The following is an 18,485-nucleotide window of genomic DNA, read 5'->3' as shown; positions in this document are numbered from 1 at the left end:
CCGGTGGGGTAGAGGGGCAGTGACGGTGCTGAGTGGGTCAGAGGGCAGCGATGTCTACCGCGCTCTCATCAGGCAGTCGGACGAGCAAAAAAGCTGGGCCGCTGTGTGGGGTGACGCGAGCCAGCTGAAGCTGCGGCAAATGAGCAACTACTGAAGTGCCGTTGCTCTGCAGCTCGAGCTGCAGTGCTATGGGATGGTGCAGGGCAAGCGGTGCAGACGTTAGCGCGCTATTGAGCAGTTCTGCCAAGCGCAGTGTGGACTGACCAACCGGCTCCTCGCCTGTGGCAGGTTCAATGAACTGTCGCCAGACACCTGGGCTCAGCACAATGGCAGTGGAGAGGTGGTTCATCCTGGACATGGTGGCCTCCGGTTAGCAGATTCCGCGTCACCTTTCTGAGGTTTGGTGTGGATTTGCCGGATCCGATCAACCCGCCGAGCAGAGAGCGTCCGTCCATTAAAACGCGCCTGAACGTGGGGTCAATCTCCGATCCTGACCTCCTTTGAACGGCTCTATCCAAGGCGTTCAAAGGAAGACTATCGGCCTTGAATTCCTGACCAGTGGCGATCTCCAGTCAGTCTGAACGTAGTGTGTAATGCCTCCCGAAAGGCCCGCTAGGTGCCTCTCGGGAAGCGCGAGGTGCTCGCTTTTAGGTTCAAGGTTTTCCCGCAGGATCAACCTCGGCGGCCAGGTACAGGTGGGTGGAGGTAGCCTCCACCCCCAGCGAACCTGCAGTGCCGCGAAGGCTGGCGAGAACGGGATCGTCAATGTCAAAGTACTCGGCAAAATCATCGCCACCGAATTCATCGCGGGCATGATTCCACCAGGTGTCGAAGTCGTCGACGGCAGGGTTGCAACCGGTGGCATAAGCCACGCGTTTGCGCCCACCGCCATCCGGCTTGCATTCGCCAACCTCTGACATGAGGTAGACGCCGTGGTCTTTGACCAATATGACTCTGCAACCGTTGATACCGGCCTCTGCTAATACGGCGTGAAGTTCAGTGCCTGTAAAACTCAGCATGATGAGATCCTCCAAAATGTGCGGAGGAATGCCACCCATGCGGGAGAATTCCCAGCACTGGTATGGATTGGGTTTGGGGGGCGTCAAAGACGCGGGCTCAATGAGCTATGGGGGATTGGAAGGCGTTCATCACCGGGGAACGGTGACCATGCGAGCTGCCGAACGCGAATCGCATTTGGGGATAACCATCACGTGTGTGACGTAGCCTCAAAGGTTATGGCTACCTGGGATGCTGGAAAACCAGCGATTGCACAATTGGTTTAACAAGCGAACCGACATAGCGTCAATGGTGTTTTTCGCATGGGTCGAGCGAACCAGTGCACTGAGCGCCACCGGTGATAATCGGCGACTGGCAGGTGATCAACGGTCATGAAAATCAGCAGCAGAAGAGTAAGCTAAAGCTTGGATCCAAGTTGGCGGTAACCAAATGGCCCCGAGCGAAATGACGGGAGAGGAGCCAATCAAATGTTGACTACAGCTTCTTCAACCTCCAGTCGGACAAGCATCGGCAAGCATTGCATACACGCTGCGGTTGGTGCTGGCCGGATGGTCAAGCGACTCGAAACGACGCTGCTGCATTCCAGTGCATTAGCTTCAGTGCCCTTCAAGTATCGGCAATTTGGCTTGCAGATTTTCAAGTTGCTCATCTTGCTTGCGGTTGCGTCAGTTGCACTTTTCTTAGCGCTTGGAATGCTTGCGCTTTGGACAATCGCAGCATTGCCAATAACTGCACCTGACAATGAGCCTGATATTTTCGAAGTGAGTCACCCTCGCCATCGTTTCAAGTATCCTGAGATGTATGACGATCACGGATCACTACGCTGATTTTTACTTGAGCTTTTGAATACCTTCGACAACTTGAGATGATCCTTTCCCGGCTTGAAGTTTGGCGCTTTCCGCGCCCTGAGTAAGCAAGCTTTGAACGTTGCTGCCAACGTTGTAACCAGCCCAGCTCATCGCGCCGAGGAAAAACATTGGCAGCACCACGAACATTGTGCCCATAACGTACTCGATCACCTGCGCGGTAACCGTCCCGTCCATGAATCCTGCCGTCGGTAATGACAAAAGCAGCTGGTCGGTGGCGGAGACTTGGTTGTACAGCGTTTCCAGCATGCTCGAATCGATCCAGCGCGCAAGCTCCCACCAGAACGTCAGCATGTGCAGGGTGAACAGCGCGAACGTGATCGTCATGAGCGCCTTGAGCTGGTAAGTGCTGATCAGCAGTACCAGCGGCAAACTGATGATCGTGCCCATGATCAGGAAGGCCTGAACCATCGGCAAGGCCGTTCGCAGCGCATTCATCGCCGGGAAGTTGCTGAACGAGCCCAGGGCCAGGCCGGTGTTTGTCGCCAGATTGTTGAGGCCTTGCGTCAGTGAGCCGCCCCGGGCACTGCTGCCATAGTCCTGGAACACCTGTCCGGGCGCCATACTCAATGACTGCTGCCGCGGGCTCACCAGCTCCCGTAGAGTAGCGTTTTCGATCTCGCTGGCACTCCGCCCGGTCAGCCAGCCCCGCAACTGCGAAATCAGCGACGGATCGACCTCGGCGACCAGGCGATCACGCAGCCCGACCGTGGCATCGCTCCACCACTGTTTGCAGGTGGGGTAACCCGCGTCGTTGTCGAGCCGAGGCAGGGAGGTATCCCGGGTCTCGTCGTATGGCCAGTCGACCCTAGGCGTTCGCGAGCGATCGGTGTCGTAGTAACCCGGTCTGTTGAGCAAGTAGGTCGAGCCGATCCAGGACGCATCGTAGCTCTGCGATTCGTCCAGCTCGGGACGATTGGTGAACAGCCGCGAGCGCGAAAAGCCGTAGCAGTCCCGGGTGAAGTCGGCGACCTCCTGCAGCAGCACCTGGTCGTTGATGCGCGAGCTGTCGATCTCCATGCGCATCGCGCGGATGTCAGGCGCGCACGGAATCGACGCGGTGGCAGCGGCGGTGATGCCTTTGCTCATGGCATGCACCAGGAACCACCACACCGGCACGTTTGCTGACTTCTCACCGATGGTGTTGAAGGTCGTGCCCCAGGCCGTGTCCGCGGGCTTGGCCATGGACACCCCACAGCGCTGGTTCGCCGCATCATCGAAGGTCACCGAGGACAGGTTCAGCGGGAAGAACGGCATGCAGCCAAACAGGATGACCACGTAGCTCATCCACAGCCGGTTTTCGACCCGAGGGATCGTCAGCAGGCCCTTGTTGCCTTCGTCAGCGCCCTGTTGGCGGGCCGACAGCCATTCCTGCAGGATGATCGCGCCGAAGGGCGCGGCGAACAGCCCCGTGTCGGCCAGCGTGTTCCAGATGCCGTTGTTGATGATCCAGGCCAGCAGCGACAGGTAGTACTCGAGGTAGCTGTTGGTGCTCATGTTCATGGCTACCCCTCACACGCGAGACAGTTCGACTAGGATGATCGAGCTGAAGCCGATTAATCCCAGACGCTTGACGCGTTGCTGGTCCACAAGCGCGGGCCGCAAGCGCAACGCCGCGGTCCAGTCGGCGAGGATCAGGGTGTACTGCAGGACGCGCCAACAGGCGAAGTAGGGCGTAGTCCCCCGCGCCTGCGTAAACCAATCAAGCTGGGAGCCCGGCAGTTGCAGTGCCATCAAGGCAATCACCAGAATGACCACTATGGCGCCGAGGATCAGCAGTGCATGACAGATCGTTGACCTCACCGAGAGCGGCATCATGGTGTGCTCCTCCCTTGGTCCGCCCGGTGCAGTCGATCCGGCTCAGGATCGCGCTGATCGATACTGCGCGAGGCGTCGGCGCCGCCGACATGTCGATCGAGCACCAGGCTGGCGGTGTTGGTGGCCAGCGACTGGCGTACCTGCAGCTCGGTTTGCAGCAGGCGGATCTCGCGCTCCAGCGTTTCGACATTACCGTTGAGGGCGGTGGTGGCAGGCTGCGCCGACGCGACATTGGGCTCATGGCTGCCGGCCAGCAGCGTGCGCTGCAGCAGCATCGCTTTGTAGATCACGCTCGATAACGCGGTCTCGCTGGCCAGGCGTCGGGCCAGCAGGTTCTGGTCGGGATCGTCGCGCAACCCCTCGATGACCCCGCGGGAGACCTGCAGCAAGGGGCTGGAAACTTTGCCGAGGTTTTCCGGCGTGGGCTGTTCCGAGCCCGACAACATGCGCTGCAGTCCCTCGAGGTGCTCCGTATAGGTTTCCTGGATCAGTGGTGACAAACCTGTGCCGGCGGTCACACGCAGCGTTTCGCAGTCGTCACAGGTCTCCACCTCGGTTTCACCGAGCACGCGGGTGGCCCATTCGGAGGCCTCCTCGGGGCTCGACCAAGCTTGGCAGATTGCGCCATTCTGGCACCCAGACCCGACGGCCGACGTTTCCCCAACGGCTCGGTTGTGTAGCAGGTTATAGCCCGCCTTGACCACGTCTGAGGTCAACCGGATAGGTTGCTGACCGTTGCCCCCGGCTTTCTGTCCACCGACCCAACTGACACCGTTGTTGCCGTTGTTCGATTCGGTGTCCTTCACCGCCATCACGGCATCACCGTCGGACCGCTCGAGGTTTTGCTGCATCTCCTGGTTCTGCGCCAGCGCGCCCCAGCCGGCCTGGTCGACTTTGTCGGCCATTTTCGCGGCCATTGCCTGGCAGGTGAGCTTGGAGCGGTCGAAGTCGATGCGCCCTTGCAGCACACCATTGCTCAGCAACTCGTACAGCCCGGGGTTGGCGCGCTGAATGATCATCGCCGGTAGCGACATCACCGCCTGCGTGGCGTTCTGTATGACATTGCCCATGATCTGCTGGAAGCCCTGGGTGGCACCGTTGAGCTGGTTCTGCAGGGTGTTCGAGAGGTTCATGTTTCCGCACATCATGTTCGCCCGCCAGGACATGCCGACGCCGAGGCCATTGGGGCGGTAGAGCGAGGAGGGCGCTCCCGCCGCTGATCCGCCGCCGATGGTGTACATCACTCGGTCATCCAACACTTCGGCCTGTTGGCCAAGGTGGTAGCCGCTTTCGGCGGCGTAACCCGCGGTACACACGAGGAAACACAGCAACCCGATTGAGAGGGTGTTCATCATTGGCCTCCATCAAAGTCGATGCTGAACAGGAAGGTCTGACCCATGCGCTGGCAGCAGCGGTAGGGGCGCCAAAGCGACCAGGCATAGGCGCCGTCGTTGTTCTGGACTGTCGAGCTGGGGAAGATCGCGCAGGTGTTCTGGACCGTCGGGACCAGCAACTGCCAGCGGTGGTTATTGACGTTGTTCTCCATGACCTGCTGCGGCGGCCAGTAGCCGGGAGCGGGCAGCGGCTGCAGCGGCCGGTAAACATGCGGCTGGCCAGCGCGCGTGATGAAGTCGCTGGCGCGCTGAGCCATGACGGCAGCCGCCTTGAAGTCGTCGGGCTGCACCAGAAAACCGTGGCGTGGATAGACGCTGCCCCACATGTCCCCAAGCGCTTGGCTGCCAATCTCGCGCATGCCCGGTACGAGCGCCTGCGGGTAGACGGATTCAGGGATGGTCTGGCGCCAAGCCAAGGGGTCGAGCGTGCTGAGGTAGTAGGGTGAAAAAGACACGGCCCCACTCGGGCACGCATAGCCGAAACTTTTCGCCAGGGCAGTCAGCGCCGCGCCGCCGGGATGCCCGATGCCGTCGACGTTCTTGAAGCGCGGAAGGTTATCGCGCTGCAGTGAGGGCGTGATCAGGTTGCCGCCGCCCTGCGACGCCGGCGTCGGCGCCGCCAGTGCGGACATCTCGCTCCAAGGATTACCACCGGTGTTGGAATAACTCGACACCACCAGTTCGGGAATGAAATGGCGGACCTTGGGTGAGGTCCGCACGGTGCAGCCAAAGGGCGTGCAGAGTAGCCAATAGCAGATTCCGACGACTCGGTACTCCAGGCACTGCAGCGAAGTGACGGAGGCGATGATGGCGGGAGTGGTCAGTGCCAGGCACTGCTCAGCCACGACGAGCAGAGCGGCCACAGTGAAGGTTCGGCCGCGCTCTGTCCTCCTGGCCTTTCGGTATCTGCGTTGGGTGGCGGCGGTCACATTCATGGGCAGCGCTCGGCAGGTGGCAGCGGTGGGCATCCGTGCGCCAAGTGTCAGCATCCCGGATCTAACTCAGGAGGAGGACGGGCAAACCGAGTCCGGGGTGATCGGTTTCGTCCGTCGCCGGGTTGAGGGGGCGAATGAGGCGAAACGACCGATGGAGTGAAAATGTAATCCTGTCGAATTTTGCTAAGGGAAAGGGCTTTGACTATGGCTGGCTCTGGGCTGTTCAGGACATACCGCGCAGGCGATCGATCTCTGCGGCGACCTGCAGGGCGGCCTCCAGCTCGGACTGTTGGTACTCTTCCATCAACCGCCAGCGCTGAGCTTTCTCCTCGGGCTCGGTCATGGCCAGGGCGAGGTACAGGCTCGGCGGCACCGCGCGAAACAGTGTCTCCAGGTTCTTCGACAGGACCACGCCCTCGGTGTACTTGCCCGAGGCCTTGCTCGCGGACAGCAGCAGCGCTTTCTGCGCCGGCGTGAGCTTCTTGAAGCGGGCGATCTCCTCGATTTCCGCCGGCGGCATGTTCAAGCAGATCCACCACTCGATCATGTTGAGCATGGTCTGCGCCGCGTCGGGGAAGTCGGCCAGGTTCTGCGTCGCCAGCCAGAACCATGCGCCGAGCTTGCGCCACATCTTGGTGCCCTTGACCACAAAGGGCGCCAGCAGTGGATTTTTGGTGATGATGTGGCCTTCGTCGGTGACCATGATGATCGGGCGCCCCAGGTACTGGTCGCGTTCGGCGAGGTTGTTCACCGTGTTCATCAGACTGATGTAGCTGATCGACATCTGCGCCTCATAGCCCTCACGGGCATAGGTGGCGAGGTCGACGATCGTCACATCGCTCTCCGGCCAGGGCGTGCCGGGTCGGTCGAAGAGGGCGCCCTCGAAGCCTTGGCAGAACAGGTCGATGGACTCGGCCATCTCCTGCGCTCGCTCACGGCGCTTGTCGGGCAGGTGGACATCGCCGGCGACCTGGCGCAGCGCATCACGGACGTGGCGGGTCATGACCTGCTGCTTGGTGGCTGCGCAGTGCCGGGCGGCATCGAGGATGCACTCGCGGATCAGGCTGCGGTCTGCTCGGGTCAGGCGTGCCTCTTCCTTGGCTTCGCCACCGGTGATCATCAGCCGCGCGGTGATCTCCAGCTCGCCCAGCACGTCGCGCTGCTCATCACTATCCGGTGCGACTTCATCCAAGTCTTCGGTCGACAGGCTGGCCACCTGGTCAGGGTGCTCGATCAGCCGCCGGGCATCGGCAAAGGGCGCCAGGCTCAGACCACTGCCGGGTTTGAGCTGGACCTTGTTCACGGACAGCCCGAGGGTGGCGAAGTAATCGCCCTGCAGGCCGAAGGAGTTGCCGGCTTCGACGATGAACAGCCGCGGCCGGTACACGGCCATGACCTGCATCAGGATTGAGACCAGGGTGGCCGATTTGCCGGCGCCGGTCGGGCCGAACAACAGCAGGTGGCCATTCATGGAGCGGTCGAAGCGCGACAGCGGATCGAAAGACAACGGCGCACCGCCGCGGTTGAAGAAGGTAATGCCGGGGTTGCCGGTGCCGATGCTGCGCCCCCAGAGGGGCAGCAAGTTGGCGGCATGCTGGGCAAACAGCAGTCGGGTGTACCAGTTGCGCGTGTCTCGTGCAGGGTTATAGACCATCGGCAGCCAACGCAGGTAGCTGTTGCACGCGGCCACTTCATCACCCTCGCGCACCGGTTGCAGGCCGGCCCCGAGCAGCACATTGGCGGCCTGGATTGAACGCTGGCGCAGTTGCTGTTCGTCGGCGCCACGCAGGTACAGCGCCAAGGTGCCGCGGTACAGCTTGTGCTGGCGGCCGATCAGCGCGCGGGCCTCTTCGACGTCCTGGCGGGTCTGGGTCGAGGCGAGGTTCTCGCCGATGGCTTTGCGCGCTAGGCGGTTGAGCTGCTCCTCGAGTACATCCTGGGGCGTGATCACCAAGGTCAGGCTCATGACCGCCTGCTCGGGCAACTGATCGAACAGGGCGTTCAAGGCTTCGCCCTTGCGCGTTTCACCGGTCAACTGACCGATATGCGGCGGTCTGCGCAGCTTGTCGACCACTATCACGGTGTGGGGTTGTTGATCGAAGTACCAAAGGCCCTGGTCGTTATCGGAACGCGGTTCGTGGAAGAACAGCCGCTCGGCGAAATCGTGGTCGAACGGCAGCGATAGGTCCTCGCCGTCGTCCGTCTCCGGATAGGGCACGCGTCGATAGAACGCTGCGGGGGATTCGCCGGTGAGGGCAGGAGCCGGGTTGAACCAGGGTAGCAACCAGGCGTAAAAGTCGCGCCCGGTCAACCGCCGAGGGCTGACCCCGCAGGCCTGCAACGAGGCCACCAGGCGATCGCAGGTGCGACTCAGCAGTTGAACCGGGCTTTGCCCTTCATCGTCAGCCTGGTCCCCGAGCCGGCGATAGACCACCAGCCGAATTCGCCGGTTGCTGCCACGCCAGGGCAGGTGAGACACGACATGGTCGTCAAACAGCCCGCCCGGTTTGGCGATGGCGTGGAGGTGACACTGCATCGACGCGAGGAAGGCTCCGGTAAACGGCGTGCCTTGTGCCCGAAGGGCGATGTAGCGCTCCAGGCGTTCGAGGTACGGGTAAAAGTCACTGTCGTCCTGGCAGAAGAACTGCACCACCCAAGGCGCCTGGTCGAGTTCGTCGAAGCTGTCCTGCAGCGCATCTTCCAGGGCGTCGCGCGCCGCCATCAGCCACTCGGGTTCACGGCCTTCGGTCCCGATCGGCTGCAGCTCGAACACGGCGCCTACGGAGCGATTGTCGTCGAGCAGAAAGCACTGTTCCTCCTCGAGGTATTCGACCCAGGGCAAGTGGTCGGCGAAGCTGGGATTGTGCGCGTACTGCGCCGCTTCATCGGCGCAGGTTGCCCGCCGACGCTGCGCCGCACGCCAAGGCTTCCAGCGCGGCGGGTCGCGATTCGCGTCATCGGCCATCACAGATCATCCAGGCGTTCGCCCGGCAGCGCGTACTGGACCTTCTCGTACAACGGAAACACCGTCGAGTAGCCTGGCACCGGTGTCTGCTGGGTACCGGTCAGGTGCGGGTAGATGTACATGACCAGGTCGGGATTGGGCAGGCGCGGAAACTGAGCGCGGATCTCGTTGGCGGCGGTGCGGGTGTAGGCGTTCTGGTCGTTGATCAGGTGCTCGGGATCCAGCACCGGACGGCGTAGTTCGCTGCGGGCCTCCTGCAGCTGTTGCTGGGCGCCGACCGAGCCGCTGCCGTTCCAGATATCCAGCATGGTTTGCTCGCCGTGGGGCAGCATTTCATCCTTGCTGGTGGAACAGCCAGCCAGATGCAGGCCAAGCAGCAGGCTAATCCAGATCCAGTACCGAAACGGATGGGCTTTCATGATTCACTCTCCGACCTTTGGGTTCGTAGTCGATGCTGATTTCGTGATCCAGGTGCAGAGCCACCTTGGCCCCAGGCGGGACATAGATGGCGGCGAAGGCTTCGCCGTAGAGCTTGTTGATCCAGTCACGGATGTCGCCGATGCCACCGCTGATGACCGAGTTCAGAGCGCTGGTGCCGCTGTTCTGGCTCAAAGCCAGGCTGCCGCTGGCCGAGTTGATGAACGAGGTGTTGGTCTGCTCGCTGCCCAGCGCCGCGGCAAAGCCGGCGCCAGCCGCGGTGATCAGGCTCTGGCTGCCCAGGTACTGCTGGGCGTTGGAGCGGCGCTCGCCGGAGATGCAGGGAATACCGTAGGGATCGGAGATATAGCCCAAGCCGCCGCGGATGTTCTCGGTGTCCGAGGTCTGGGTGCTGCTGCGATTGCGGCTCACGACTTTTTGCGGTTGCGGCACCGTGCGGACGGTGCCGTCGCTGAAGACAAAGGTGATCGACTCGACCTGGCCGCGCACACAGGACAAGGTCCAGTCGCCTGAGGCGGTGCCGCTCATGACCGCGCCGACCACGTCCGGCAGGTCGATGCCGTTGGCGGTGAGGTTGTCGGGTCCCACCAGTACCTTGAAGGGGTAGGGATCGTTCACCGTGCCGTCCACCGGTACGCGGCCAATCAGGGCTGTCATGGCGATCGAGCCCATCAGCGTCGAGTTCTCGGGAATGGTGTAGATGGGCTTGGCCCCTTCAGTGCGATCCTTGGCGTTTTCCAGGTCGCGCTCGCCTTTGGCGACGGCGCGCAAGTGGTCCTGGCTGCGGTCGATGGCGCTGTTGTCCAGGCCGTGCAGGTCCTTGAATTTCGACGTCAGTGTCGACAGTGGACCGTCGGTTTTGGTGGCGTCCTCCTGGCCGGTGCGCGCATTCGACGGTTCGACCCACTGCACCGCATCAATTGATGTCTGTGCGTTTGAAAACTGTTGCTCGTCACCTGGCTCAAGACCAAAGCCCGCAGGTACATCCGACTTCTCACCCGGCTTGCCGGTGAGCTGGTCCTTGAGCCTGGACAGCAGCCCCTGGGTCTCGCGGTGCTGCTGCTCGGCCTTCTGCCGAGCATCATTGGCCTGCTGGCGCTGTTCGGTGACCTGCTGGGTGACGCTGCTCAACGTGCTCTGGATGCGGCTGTCAATGTTGCCTTCGCGCGTGCGCAGTCGGTTGTTCTCGGTCTGCAGCGTATCGTTACCTTTCTTCAGTGACAACATCTCGCTGCGCATCGCCTTGACCTGACCGATCAGGGTGGCCACCGTGTCGCGTGGCGTGTCGCCAGCGATGCCCAAAGCTTTTGCCTGTTCCGCAGTGAGCGCTGTCTTATCTGGATCATGGGCCGGCTGGCCGTCTGGAGCGACCACCCAGGATTTGCCGATGATCAGCACAATGCCCAGCAGCACGCCGGGTACCAGCCACTTCAGCAGGCTGTTAGCTTTCATGATCGGCAGCCTCCGGCGTTGGCGGGGGCAACAGCAGGGCATGCTTCAGGTCGCCGCCGCGGGTGACTAGGTACGCCACAGTGGTGTCCTCCGGCGTGCGGGCATGACCGAGGTACGCGTGCTGAAACGTTGCGGCGTACAGCGTGGCTTGCAGATGACGCGGGTCCAGCGAGACCTTGCCTGGTCCGCGGTTCACGATCTTCACTGCAGTCACCCAGTAGTCACCCAACCGCCAGGCCGCGAGTGCCTTGATCGAAACCCGTTCGGTAGGCAGCAGCGTACTGAGCCCAACAGAATCGCCCAGCGGTACCCTACGAACACCGGGCAGCGGCGCCACCGTGCGCAGAGGCGCATACAGGTTCTGCGCCGCAAAACGGGTGAGCACGACCGGCACCGGAGTCGCTGCCGGTGCTGACCCCTGTGTTGTTTCCAAGTCCGGTTCCTGAGCCTGGGCGACGATCTTGATCGGCTCAAGCGACTCGCTGCCCTCGAGCGCTTCGATGTCGATCAGGATGATATCCCCCGACTTCACCGACTGCAGCTGCAGACGGGTCGGGGGAATAGCTTCCGCTGCACGCAGGTACACCGTTCCCCCAACGGACTGCACCCGCAGCTTGTTGGCGATCGCACTCGGCAGTCCGATACGGACATCTTCATCCAGCATCAGGATGCGCTCCTGGCCCACCGTGAGCGGGATGGCCAACGGCAGGCGATCCCAGTATTTGACCTCGACGGCGCCAGCGGTTGAACACCAGCCGGCGACCGACACCAGGATCAGGATCAAGACACGCATCATTACGCACCTCCAGGCAGCGTCAGCTTCTGCGGTGTGCCTTCGTAGCAGTCCAGGGCCAGGCCCCACTTGTTGTGCTCAGGGTCGACGTCGAAGCGCACCACGCGCAACGGATAGCGCACGACCACGCGCTTCACCGGCTCGGCGGCGTAGTACTCGTCGGCGTTGAGGTCGAGCTTGACCAGCCAGCTGTGCTTATCCAGCTGTTTCACGCGCAGGTCGGGGTCGTCGCTGTAGCCGCGGCCCAGCACCTCGTATACCCCACGCACCCGGCCGCGGAGCTCGCCGGCGGCCTTGCGGTATTCAAAGTCGCCATCGAAGAAGGTCTTGCACGCCGGGGTGAGGTAGGGCTGCAGGGCGAAGATGGCGCGGTGATAATCGGTCTCGCCGTCAGTGGGCCAGCGGTTGAGCTGGCCAAAGATGTACAGGGCAAAGGCGTAGATGTTCTCGGGGGGCACGTCCCACCATTTGCGCGTACTGCCGGAACGCAGGTCGGGTGGCACGTGAATGGTCAGCTCAGAAGGCGCGGATTGCCAGCCGTACCAAGTCCCGGTGCATAGCAGCGCGAGGATCGCCACGGCTATGCGCAGGCTAAAGATATGCGCTTGCTGCGCATCGACCTTGTTGCGAAAGCGGCTCATGCGGCGGTCCTCACATGCCGGTGTGTACGGCGGACGGTCCAGGGACCGGAATGCAGGATCAACTGGTGAATGCCGATGCCCCAGTGCACCGCCAGATGCCACTGCAGGCGCCGGTACAGCCAGGTTTCGGGGCGGGCACGCTTGGCCCGACGCAGCAGCTTGCCGCCACCGAGCAACACCAGTGCCATGCACAGGAACATGCAGGTAGGCAGGGTGGCGATGGAGGCGCTGGACACCGCCAGCGGCGCGCCGAGGATCACACCCAGCACGGCACCGACCATCAGCGCGACCCACATCTCGTCGTTGGTGAGACCACGCAGGACGGCCGGGTCGCGGTTGAGGCGCTCCGGGAGGAAGGTCAACGTGCCGTCAGGCAGGGTGGCAGGGGCGTCGGACATGGTGACCTCACAGAATCGTGGCGGCTTTGGTCAGGAACCACAGGATCACCACCACCAGCAGCGCGCCGACCCCGACCACCGCGCCGAGGTCCTTCCAGGTCTTGCGCTGGTTCTGTACGTCGGCGTAGACGGTGAGCGAATGCCAGGCCACGCCCAGGAAGGCAAGGGTGGCGATCAACAGGCCGAGCAGGATGCCGCCGTCATAGGCGTAGTTTTTGATGGTGTCAATCAACCCCGAACCTTCGCCGCGAGAGGGCGCTTCCATGGTCGGCAGGTCGGCCCAGGCGAGTGTCGAGCTCAGCAGTATTAGACCGCCGAGCAGGGCTTTCGAACAGCTATCCTGCAGCAGAGTGAGCGGGTGGTGGCAACGACGGGAAAGGTTCATGGCAAGCTCTCCTGGTTACGACAGCATGAAAAACATCAGCACGATCAGGGTAAGGGCAAGGCGCAGTGTGCTGCCGCCGAGCGTGCCGAAATTGATGTTGCCGGCCGCCCAGCCGCGGTAGCCGGTCCACAGGGCCCAGGCACACCAGAGCAACGCGAGTACCAACACCGATGAGCGCCACAGGACCGAGCTGAGCTGCGGGGTAAACCCCGCCACTGCGGAAAACGCGGTGAGTTGGGCGTCAGTCATGCTCATCGGACGGACTCGAGTGAGGCACCTCAGCGCGATAATCACCGGTCAACTCGGCCAGGTCGGCAGGCTGCGCTCGGGTGGGCGAAAGGTACTTGTAGATGCCTTGGCGCACGCGCTGCAGATCCGCTGCGAAACGTGGGTAGTCGAATTGATACCGAGCCGTATCGACACCGATCTGGCTACTGCGCGCTCTATCAGCCAACTGTTCGATGGCAATGATCTGCCGCTGCACTAGGCCCAGGTCCGAGCGTTCGCGAACGTCTTGAGCTGTGGCCGTGAGTGCAACCATGCAGGCAAACAATAAGGGGTAGGGAGAAAGCATCATGGCGAAATCCAGCCGGGAATCTGACCTTCACCTTGATCATTCAGGCTGGTATCGGCATGAGCTAAAGGGAATTTCGAGGGCTCGGTTTTAAGAGGAGAAGTGACGAACAAAAGTCGGTTGCTTGGATGACTCCAAACCGGAGTTTCAGCACTGGGTCACGAATGTTGTAAAAACAGTCGTGACACACTCAAAGATACTTTTTGAATGTAGCCATCGTGATGGCAACCATGCATCCCAGCAGAGCCGCACATGGGAGCAGCACCCAAGTGGGATTGAGTGACCAAGGCAAGGAGAGGTAGATCACCCAGGGGCTGACCATCAGCGGCAGTAATGTCCGCTTTGCTCGGTGGTAAACAAAGCTGCTCTCGTGGTCCGCCCCAAATTTGCGCAGGTCACGGCGCATCAAACCATCGACAGCGCCGGTGATCACGGCGAGCAGGAACAGGGGCATGGCCAGGGTGAGGACGGCCAGGCGAACGACAAAAGTGAAGACCGTGAACAGCGCTGCCATCAGGTAGTCCTGTATCACGACGTAGACCTGGGCAAACTGACCCTGGAGCGACGCCTCGCGACTAAGCAACTTCAACTGTGCGTCGGATTGTGCCCATCCGGAGTGGACCACAACCCATTCATACAGGTATTCAAGTATTTTGGCGGTCGCTTGCGCCGGTTCTTGTACTAGCAGTGAACTCTTGAAATGGCCGCTGAGCCAGCCCAGCTCACTCAGCCACATGGCATGGCTGTGGTGCCAGCCCTGGTCTGGCCAGAACCACAACATGCCCACGAACTCCAGTACGATGGAGAACAGCAGCGAAGCGAACAGCAGGCCGAGCAGCCGTAGGCACAATTCGACCGTGCCGAATACGAGCCCCGGACGTCGCGGTGCAGAAGGCGGACTGGCTGGGATGATGGGCATACAGGTTCCACAGGATTCGGTTGCTTGCGAGGTATTTACGAGGCGCGTCTACGCCCAGGCGGTGGCATCTCTGGATCGAAGTCGACGGTCGGTGCTCCTCCCGCGCTGGACCACCAGTTACCCGCATTGGCGTTGTATGAGTCGCGCATGCGTGCGGCCAGGGTCTGCAGATCCGCCGGCATCGCATCGTCGCTGGCCGGCATCGGCAGTGGCATACGCACTTTCCACAGCTGCCCGCCTTCTTGGAACGAGAACATCTGGCCTTTCGGCAGGGCGATGATGTGCGCCGGTTCGATCAGCGGCACGGCGGTGGTGGTGACGCGGTCCTGGGAGGAGGAGGTGAAGTCCGTACGGGCATCGGGATCCGCGGTGTCCGTCGCCCCTGAGACCAGAGTGCGGGTCTGCACGTTGACCTTGGGCAATTGATTGGTCAGCAGTTCCGCCGTCGCGGTTTCCCGAACACGGAGCATCTGCAGGGTGTTGAAGTTGCCGATGACCTGGCCGGCTTTGGCCCGGCTGCCAATGCGCGCCTCGATGTCACTCAAAGTCTGGGTGTAGGCAGTCACCTGGATACCCGCACCGCCGCCCTTGTTGATCAGTGGGATGAACTCATCGCCCATCAGTTCGTTGAACTCGTCGGCGTGCAGGTTGACCGGCACCTTGTCCACCGCGCTGGAGGAGCCCGGCAGGCCATGGTCGATGCCGTGCTTGTAGATATGCCCGGCGACGGAGACCAAGTCGGCAAACATCGAGTTACCGACGGCGGCGGCGACTTCGGCATCGGACAGGGCATCTAGGCCGACGTAGACGATGCCGCGCTTGCGGATGATTTGTAGCCAGTCGAAGATCGGCCGGGGATCGTCCAGGTCAGTATAGTTGGGGGCCAACAGTTGGGCCGTCTTGCCGCTGGTGAGCTTTTCCAGCAATGGCAGCAGCGAGGCCACGATTTTATCGAAATAGGTGCGGTCATAGCGCACGGCCGAACGCAGGCCGTCCATCACCGGGTCGAAGATGCGTTTGGCCGCCAGGTACTGCTCGATGGCGACCACTCGCTTTTCACGGCCGATCATGTGTCGTGGCACATTCTTCTCATTGAGACGGCCCTCGATCTGCACGATCGCTTCCCAAGCCTGCGCGTCGTGGTGGGCGAAAAAGTGTTGGGCGTACTCGATGAACAGCGCATCAATGTTCACTACGTGCCGCTGGATCTGCAGGTAGTCCGGGCGTCGGCCCAGTTCGATCAGCGCCCGGGCAATGATGTTCACGAAGCGCCAGGCGAACTCACGAAACGCCGCGGAGTTGCCTTCGCCGCTCAGTTGCCCGGCGATCCGGGTGGCGACTTCGGAGATGCGGCCGAACCGGCCAATTGCGTTGTAGCGTGCGGAGATCTCCGGCCAACCCAGGTGAAAAACGTAGAATTCGTGCTCGCGACCGGCACGCCGTGCCTCCACGTACATGCGCTTGAGCAGGTCGGCGTCGCCCTTGGGGTCGAAGACAATCACCACTTCCTGAGTTGGACGGTGGATGTCCTGGGTGATGTAGACCTCGGCCAGGCGCGTTTTGCCGACGCGCGTAGTGCCCAGCACCAGGGTGTGCCCTACGCGTTCGCCCAGCGGCAAGGTGGCTTCCTGCTCACTCGGCTCGACGCCGTGCAGCAGCGGTGATCCCCCCATCGGAGGTAGCGGGCGTACCGGGTTGAGCGGACTGTTCCAAGCGGTCAGGCGGGGCAACAGCGAAAACGCAGATGGGGCCTTCTCCAGCCGATGCTCCATCCTGCGCGCCCATTGGTAGGCGGCCGATTGGTTGACATAGCGGGCCAGCGCCGGGTCCTGAGCCTCGAGCAGACGTTGGGTATGCAGGCGGGTCCAGCGAAAGCCACGGCCCATGAACAGGTGCTTTCGGCTTACCGGAATCTGGCGGCTGGTCAGCGTGTAGCGCGGCAGGCGACGAATGTTGCGCCGATAGCGCAGGACAATCCGGGCCTCGTTGAGCCGCTTGATGCCGAATGCGATGTAGGCCAGGGCCATGCCCGTACCGACCTCAGGCGACAGTGCCACCGCCCAGGGTGAGTGCAAGCACAGGGCACCAGCACCCGCGCAGAGGCCCACGGTGTACAGTTCCACCGCGGGGCGTAGCAGTGACTCCATCGTATGGTCGCCCATGATGATCCCTCACTGTTCCAGGCCGGTGGGCGTGATGAGCACCGGGTAGTGCTCCAGCTCCAGGCGTTCGGCGATGTCGTCGCCACTTACCGGCCAGATGTTCAACTTGGGGGCTGCCGCCTGGATGCGACGCAAGGCCTGGGCGTTTACGACCTCGACCGCCAGACCGCTGGCGTTTAGAGCCTTCAGGGCTTGCGCATGCTTGGACAACCACTCCAGGGAAACGGAGTCCTGCCCGATCAGGAACAGCGGGAGCAGGCCTGGCAGGTTCAACGCTCTACGCACCACGGTGCCTGGAGTGAGGCGCGCGCTGTGCACCGGCAGCACCCAGTTCAGTGCGTGTGGGTCTGGGGCCTGATCGAGGGCGGGCGACTCGAAGGCTGCATGGGGCTGGGGATTGGCGGGGGCATCGAACGCGGCGACGGACAGCCACTGACAGATGGCCAGCGCCGCTAGGCGCGAAAGACTCATGGCTGTGCCCCTCGACGAAGGGGCGTGATCGCTTGGATGCGTTGCCAGTGTCGACTGAATTGTATGCGGTAGCGCGCCGCGTGCGCGCCGCCGGCCGGCCGGTGGTAACGGCCGGCCGCCACGATCCAGTCACCTGTGTCGGCATAATGTTCGCGCAGCAGTTCGGCGGTGACGGCCAGATTCGCCCGCGGATCAAGGGCATCGCACGCGCTGGGGTAGCGGTCAGGGTGATATCCAAGATTGGTCTGTCCTAGCCCGACATCGATGCGTTTGGGATCTTGACGGGTGAGCTCTAGCTGGAGCGCGGCACAGGCCTCCTTGCGACTGGCAAAACGGCGCGATGTGCCAGCTACATTCAAGGTCCAGGGCCAGGGTATGAGGTGGCCGCGTAGCGGGATGCCGCTCTCCTGTAAGGCGATAGCGAAGAGCACCGAGACGGGGATGTCGGCCCGCGCGGCGGCCAATTGGTACGCGGGCGGAGGCAGAGATTCCGCCTGGACGATGGTCACGCCGGTCAAGGCCAGCGCAAGGATCAGTCGATGCGCTGCCATTTTCCGTCCACCTGCTGAAAGCGCGCCGGCAAGGGGCGGGTGGCACCCAAGGCAAACCACCGGCCGCGGTCGTGGTTGAGGGTGACCTGGCCGCTGCTGACCTGGGCTGGGGTAATGCCGGCGCCACGCGCCCAGTGCCGCAGACTCGCATCGTCACCCTGGCTGCCCACCAAATACACGTCCAGGCGGACGCCGGCAAGGAGCCACTGCTGGGTACTGGTTATGCAGGCCGGACAGGGTTCTTCCACGAACAGGGTATAGCGGGTGGTGGTTGGCGTTGCTGACTCGTCGGTGAGACCCTGCACTGGCAGCATCCCCGGAAACAGTCGTGCCCAAGCGGCGGTGTAGGCTTTCTGGTAAGCCAGCTCGCGCTCTGCACGTTTGGCTTCGAGGCGAACCTGCAGTTCGGCATAGCGCTGTCGCTCGTGTTCAGATTCGGCCTCGACGCCCAGGGTGGTGAGGGGGTCGAGCTGCGGCGACCAGTAGTGGCGGGGTCCGGTCTGCAGGCGTTCGAATGTGGCCCATTCGCCATCGGTTAGCCCCCAAACTTTTGCCGGGGTCGCGCCCGAAGGCTGCCGATCTAGCGGTGCCTGCTCGCTGTACTGCTGGTCTGAGCCAACCATGTTTGGTGCGATCCATCTCGGACCTGCCAGCAGGCAGGTGGGGACTAGTAACAGAGAGAGGGCGGAGAGCCGAACCATAAACA

General features: G+C 62.3%; 21 protein-coding genes. 1 reads left to right on the top strand and 20 read right to left on the bottom strand.

The annotated features are described in order from the left end of the window. Positions 1–37: 37 nt before the first annotated feature. Complete coding sequence (locus D8U73_RS20135; RefSeq protein ID WP_241667853.1) at positions 38–358, bottom strand: hypothetical protein; 321 nt, start codon at positions 356–358, stop codon at positions 38–40. 295 nt (positions 359–653) lie between these two features. Beyond that, positions 654–1,019, bottom strand: a complete 366-nt coding sequence (locus D8U73_RS20130; RefSeq protein ID WP_130905566.1) for a DUF3085 domain-containing protein — start codon at positions 1,017–1,019, stop codon at positions 654–656. A gap of 465 nt (positions 1,020–1,484) precedes the next feature. Here D8U73_RS20130 and D8U73_RS20125 point away from each other — a divergent pair, with 465 nt between their 5' ends. After that, on the top strand, positions 1,485–1,844 hold the full coding sequence (locus D8U73_RS20125; RefSeq protein ID WP_130905565.1) for a hypothetical protein: 360 nt from the start codon (positions 1,485–1,487) through the stop codon (positions 1,842–1,844). Between the two features lie 3 nt (positions 1,845–1,847). On the opposite strand, the gene D8U73_RS20120 is transcribed toward D8U73_RS20125, so the two are convergent. From D8U73_RS20120 to D8U73_RS20035, 18 genes are all read right to left on the bottom strand, one after another. Continuing rightward, on the bottom strand, positions 1,848–3,386 hold the full coding sequence (locus tag D8U73_RS20120) for a conjugal transfer protein TraG N-terminal domain-containing protein (RefSeq protein ID WP_130905564.1): 1,539 nt from the start codon (positions 3,384–3,386) through the stop codon (positions 1,848–1,850). Positions 3,387–3,395: 9 nt separating this feature from the next. After that, the gene (locus D8U73_RS20115; RefSeq protein ID WP_130905563.1) at positions 3,396–3,701 is read right to left on the bottom strand and encodes a hypothetical protein; all 306 of its coding nucleotides are present in this window, start codon (positions 3,699–3,701) and stop codon (positions 3,396–3,398) included. Continuing rightward, positions 3,698–5,053: an integrating conjugative element protein gene (locus D8U73_RS20110; RefSeq protein ID WP_130905562.1), complete on the bottom strand. Its 1,356-nt coding sequence runs from the start codon at positions 5,051–5,053 to the stop codon at positions 3,698–3,700. The genes D8U73_RS20115 and D8U73_RS20110 overlap by 4 nt, the downstream gene beginning before the upstream one ends. Next, a complete protein-coding gene (locus tag D8U73_RS20105; protein WP_130905561.1) occupies positions 5,053–6,030 on the bottom strand; it encodes a TIGR03756 family integrating conjugative element protein in 978 nt (325 codons plus the stop codon). The genes D8U73_RS20110 and D8U73_RS20105 overlap by 1 nt, the downstream gene beginning before the upstream one ends. A gap of 223 nt (positions 6,031–6,253) precedes the next feature. After that, a complete protein-coding gene (locus D8U73_RS20100; RefSeq protein WP_130905560.1) occupies positions 6,254–8,995 on the bottom strand; it encodes a conjugative transfer ATPase in 2,742 nt (913 codons plus the stop codon). Next, positions 8,995–9,414 carry a TIGR03751 family conjugal transfer lipoprotein gene (locus D8U73_RS20095; protein ID WP_130905559.1) on the bottom strand — a complete coding sequence of 140 codons (420 nt, stop codon included), beginning with the start codon at positions 9,412–9,414 and terminating at the stop codon, positions 8,995–8,997. The genes D8U73_RS20100 and D8U73_RS20095 overlap by 1 nt, the downstream gene beginning before the upstream one ends. Continuing rightward, positions 9,377–10,885, bottom strand: coding sequence for a TIGR03752 family integrating conjugative element protein (locus tag D8U73_RS20090; RefSeq protein ID WP_130905558.1), 1,509 nt, complete (start codon positions 10,883–10,885; stop codon positions 9,377–9,379). Before D8U73_RS20090 ends, D8U73_RS20095 begins: the two co-directional genes overlap by 38 nt. Then, positions 10,875–11,681: a TIGR03749 family integrating conjugative element protein gene (locus tag D8U73_RS20085; RefSeq protein WP_130905557.1), complete on the bottom strand. Its 807-nt coding sequence runs from the start codon at positions 11,679–11,681 to the stop codon at positions 10,875–10,877. The genes D8U73_RS20090 and D8U73_RS20085 overlap by 11 nt, the downstream gene beginning before the upstream one ends. Next, positions 11,681–12,319 (bottom strand): PFL_4703 family integrating conjugative element protein, encoded by a 639-nt coding sequence (locus D8U73_RS20080; protein ID WP_130905556.1) that lies wholly within the window; start codon positions 12,317–12,319, stop codon positions 11,681–11,683. The genes D8U73_RS20085 and D8U73_RS20080 overlap by 1 nt, the downstream gene beginning before the upstream one ends. Continuing rightward, complete coding sequence (locus tag D8U73_RS20075) at positions 12,316–12,717, bottom strand: TIGR03750 family conjugal transfer protein (RefSeq protein WP_130905555.1); 402 nt, start codon at positions 12,715–12,717, stop codon at positions 12,316–12,318. The genes D8U73_RS20080 and D8U73_RS20075 overlap by 4 nt, the downstream gene beginning before the upstream one ends. Before the next feature lie 7 nt (positions 12,718–12,724). Next, complete coding sequence (locus D8U73_RS20070) at positions 12,725–13,102, bottom strand: TIGR03745 family integrating conjugative element membrane protein (RefSeq protein WP_130905554.1); 378 nt, start codon at positions 13,100–13,102, stop codon at positions 12,725–12,727. Positions 13,103–13,117: 15 nt separating this feature from the next. After that, positions 13,118–13,357, bottom strand: coding sequence for a TIGR03758 family integrating conjugative element protein (locus D8U73_RS20065; protein WP_130905553.1), 240 nt, complete (start codon positions 13,355–13,357; stop codon positions 13,118–13,120). After that, positions 13,344–13,679 carry an RAQPRD family integrative conjugative element protein gene (locus D8U73_RS20060; RefSeq protein ID WP_130905552.1) on the bottom strand — a complete coding sequence of 112 codons (336 nt, stop codon included), beginning with the start codon at positions 13,677–13,679 and terminating at the stop codon, positions 13,344–13,346. The genes D8U73_RS20065 and D8U73_RS20060 overlap by 14 nt, the downstream gene beginning before the upstream one ends. Before the next feature lie 187 nt (positions 13,680–13,866). Beyond that, complete coding sequence (locus D8U73_RS20055; RefSeq protein ID WP_130905551.1) at positions 13,867–14,595, bottom strand: TIGR03747 family integrating conjugative element membrane protein; 729 nt, start codon at positions 14,593–14,595, stop codon at positions 13,867–13,869. 35 nt (positions 14,596–14,630) lie between these two features. Further along, complete coding sequence (gene traD / locus D8U73_RS20050) at positions 14,631–16,757, bottom strand: type IV conjugative transfer system coupling protein TraD (protein WP_130905550.1); 2,127 nt, start codon at positions 16,755–16,757, stop codon at positions 14,631–14,633. 9 nt (positions 16,758–16,766) lie between these two features. Further along, the gene (locus D8U73_RS20045) at positions 16,767–17,228 is read right to left on the bottom strand and encodes an integrating conjugative element protein (protein ID WP_130905549.1); all 462 of its coding nucleotides are present in this window, start codon (positions 17,226–17,228) and stop codon (positions 16,767–16,769) included. Beyond that, entirely contained in the window at positions 17,225–17,779 is a 555-nt protein-coding gene (locus D8U73_RS20040; protein ID WP_130905548.1) for a transglycosylase, read from the bottom strand. Before D8U73_RS20040 ends, D8U73_RS20045 begins: the two co-directional genes overlap by 4 nt. Continuing rightward, positions 17,761–18,480, bottom strand: coding sequence for a TIGR03759 family integrating conjugative element protein (locus D8U73_RS20035; RefSeq protein ID WP_130905547.1), 720 nt, complete (start codon positions 18,478–18,480; stop codon positions 17,761–17,763). Before D8U73_RS20035 ends, D8U73_RS20040 begins: the two co-directional genes overlap by 19 nt. Positions 18,481–18,485: the final 5 nt, after the last annotated feature.

The organism is Pseudomonas sp. Sample_22, from assembly GCF_004307635.1.
GTDB lineage: Bacteria > Pseudomonadota > Gammaproteobacteria > Pseudomonadales > Pseudomonadaceae > Aquipseudomonas.
This window is presented reverse-complemented; position numbering and strand designations above follow the sequence as displayed.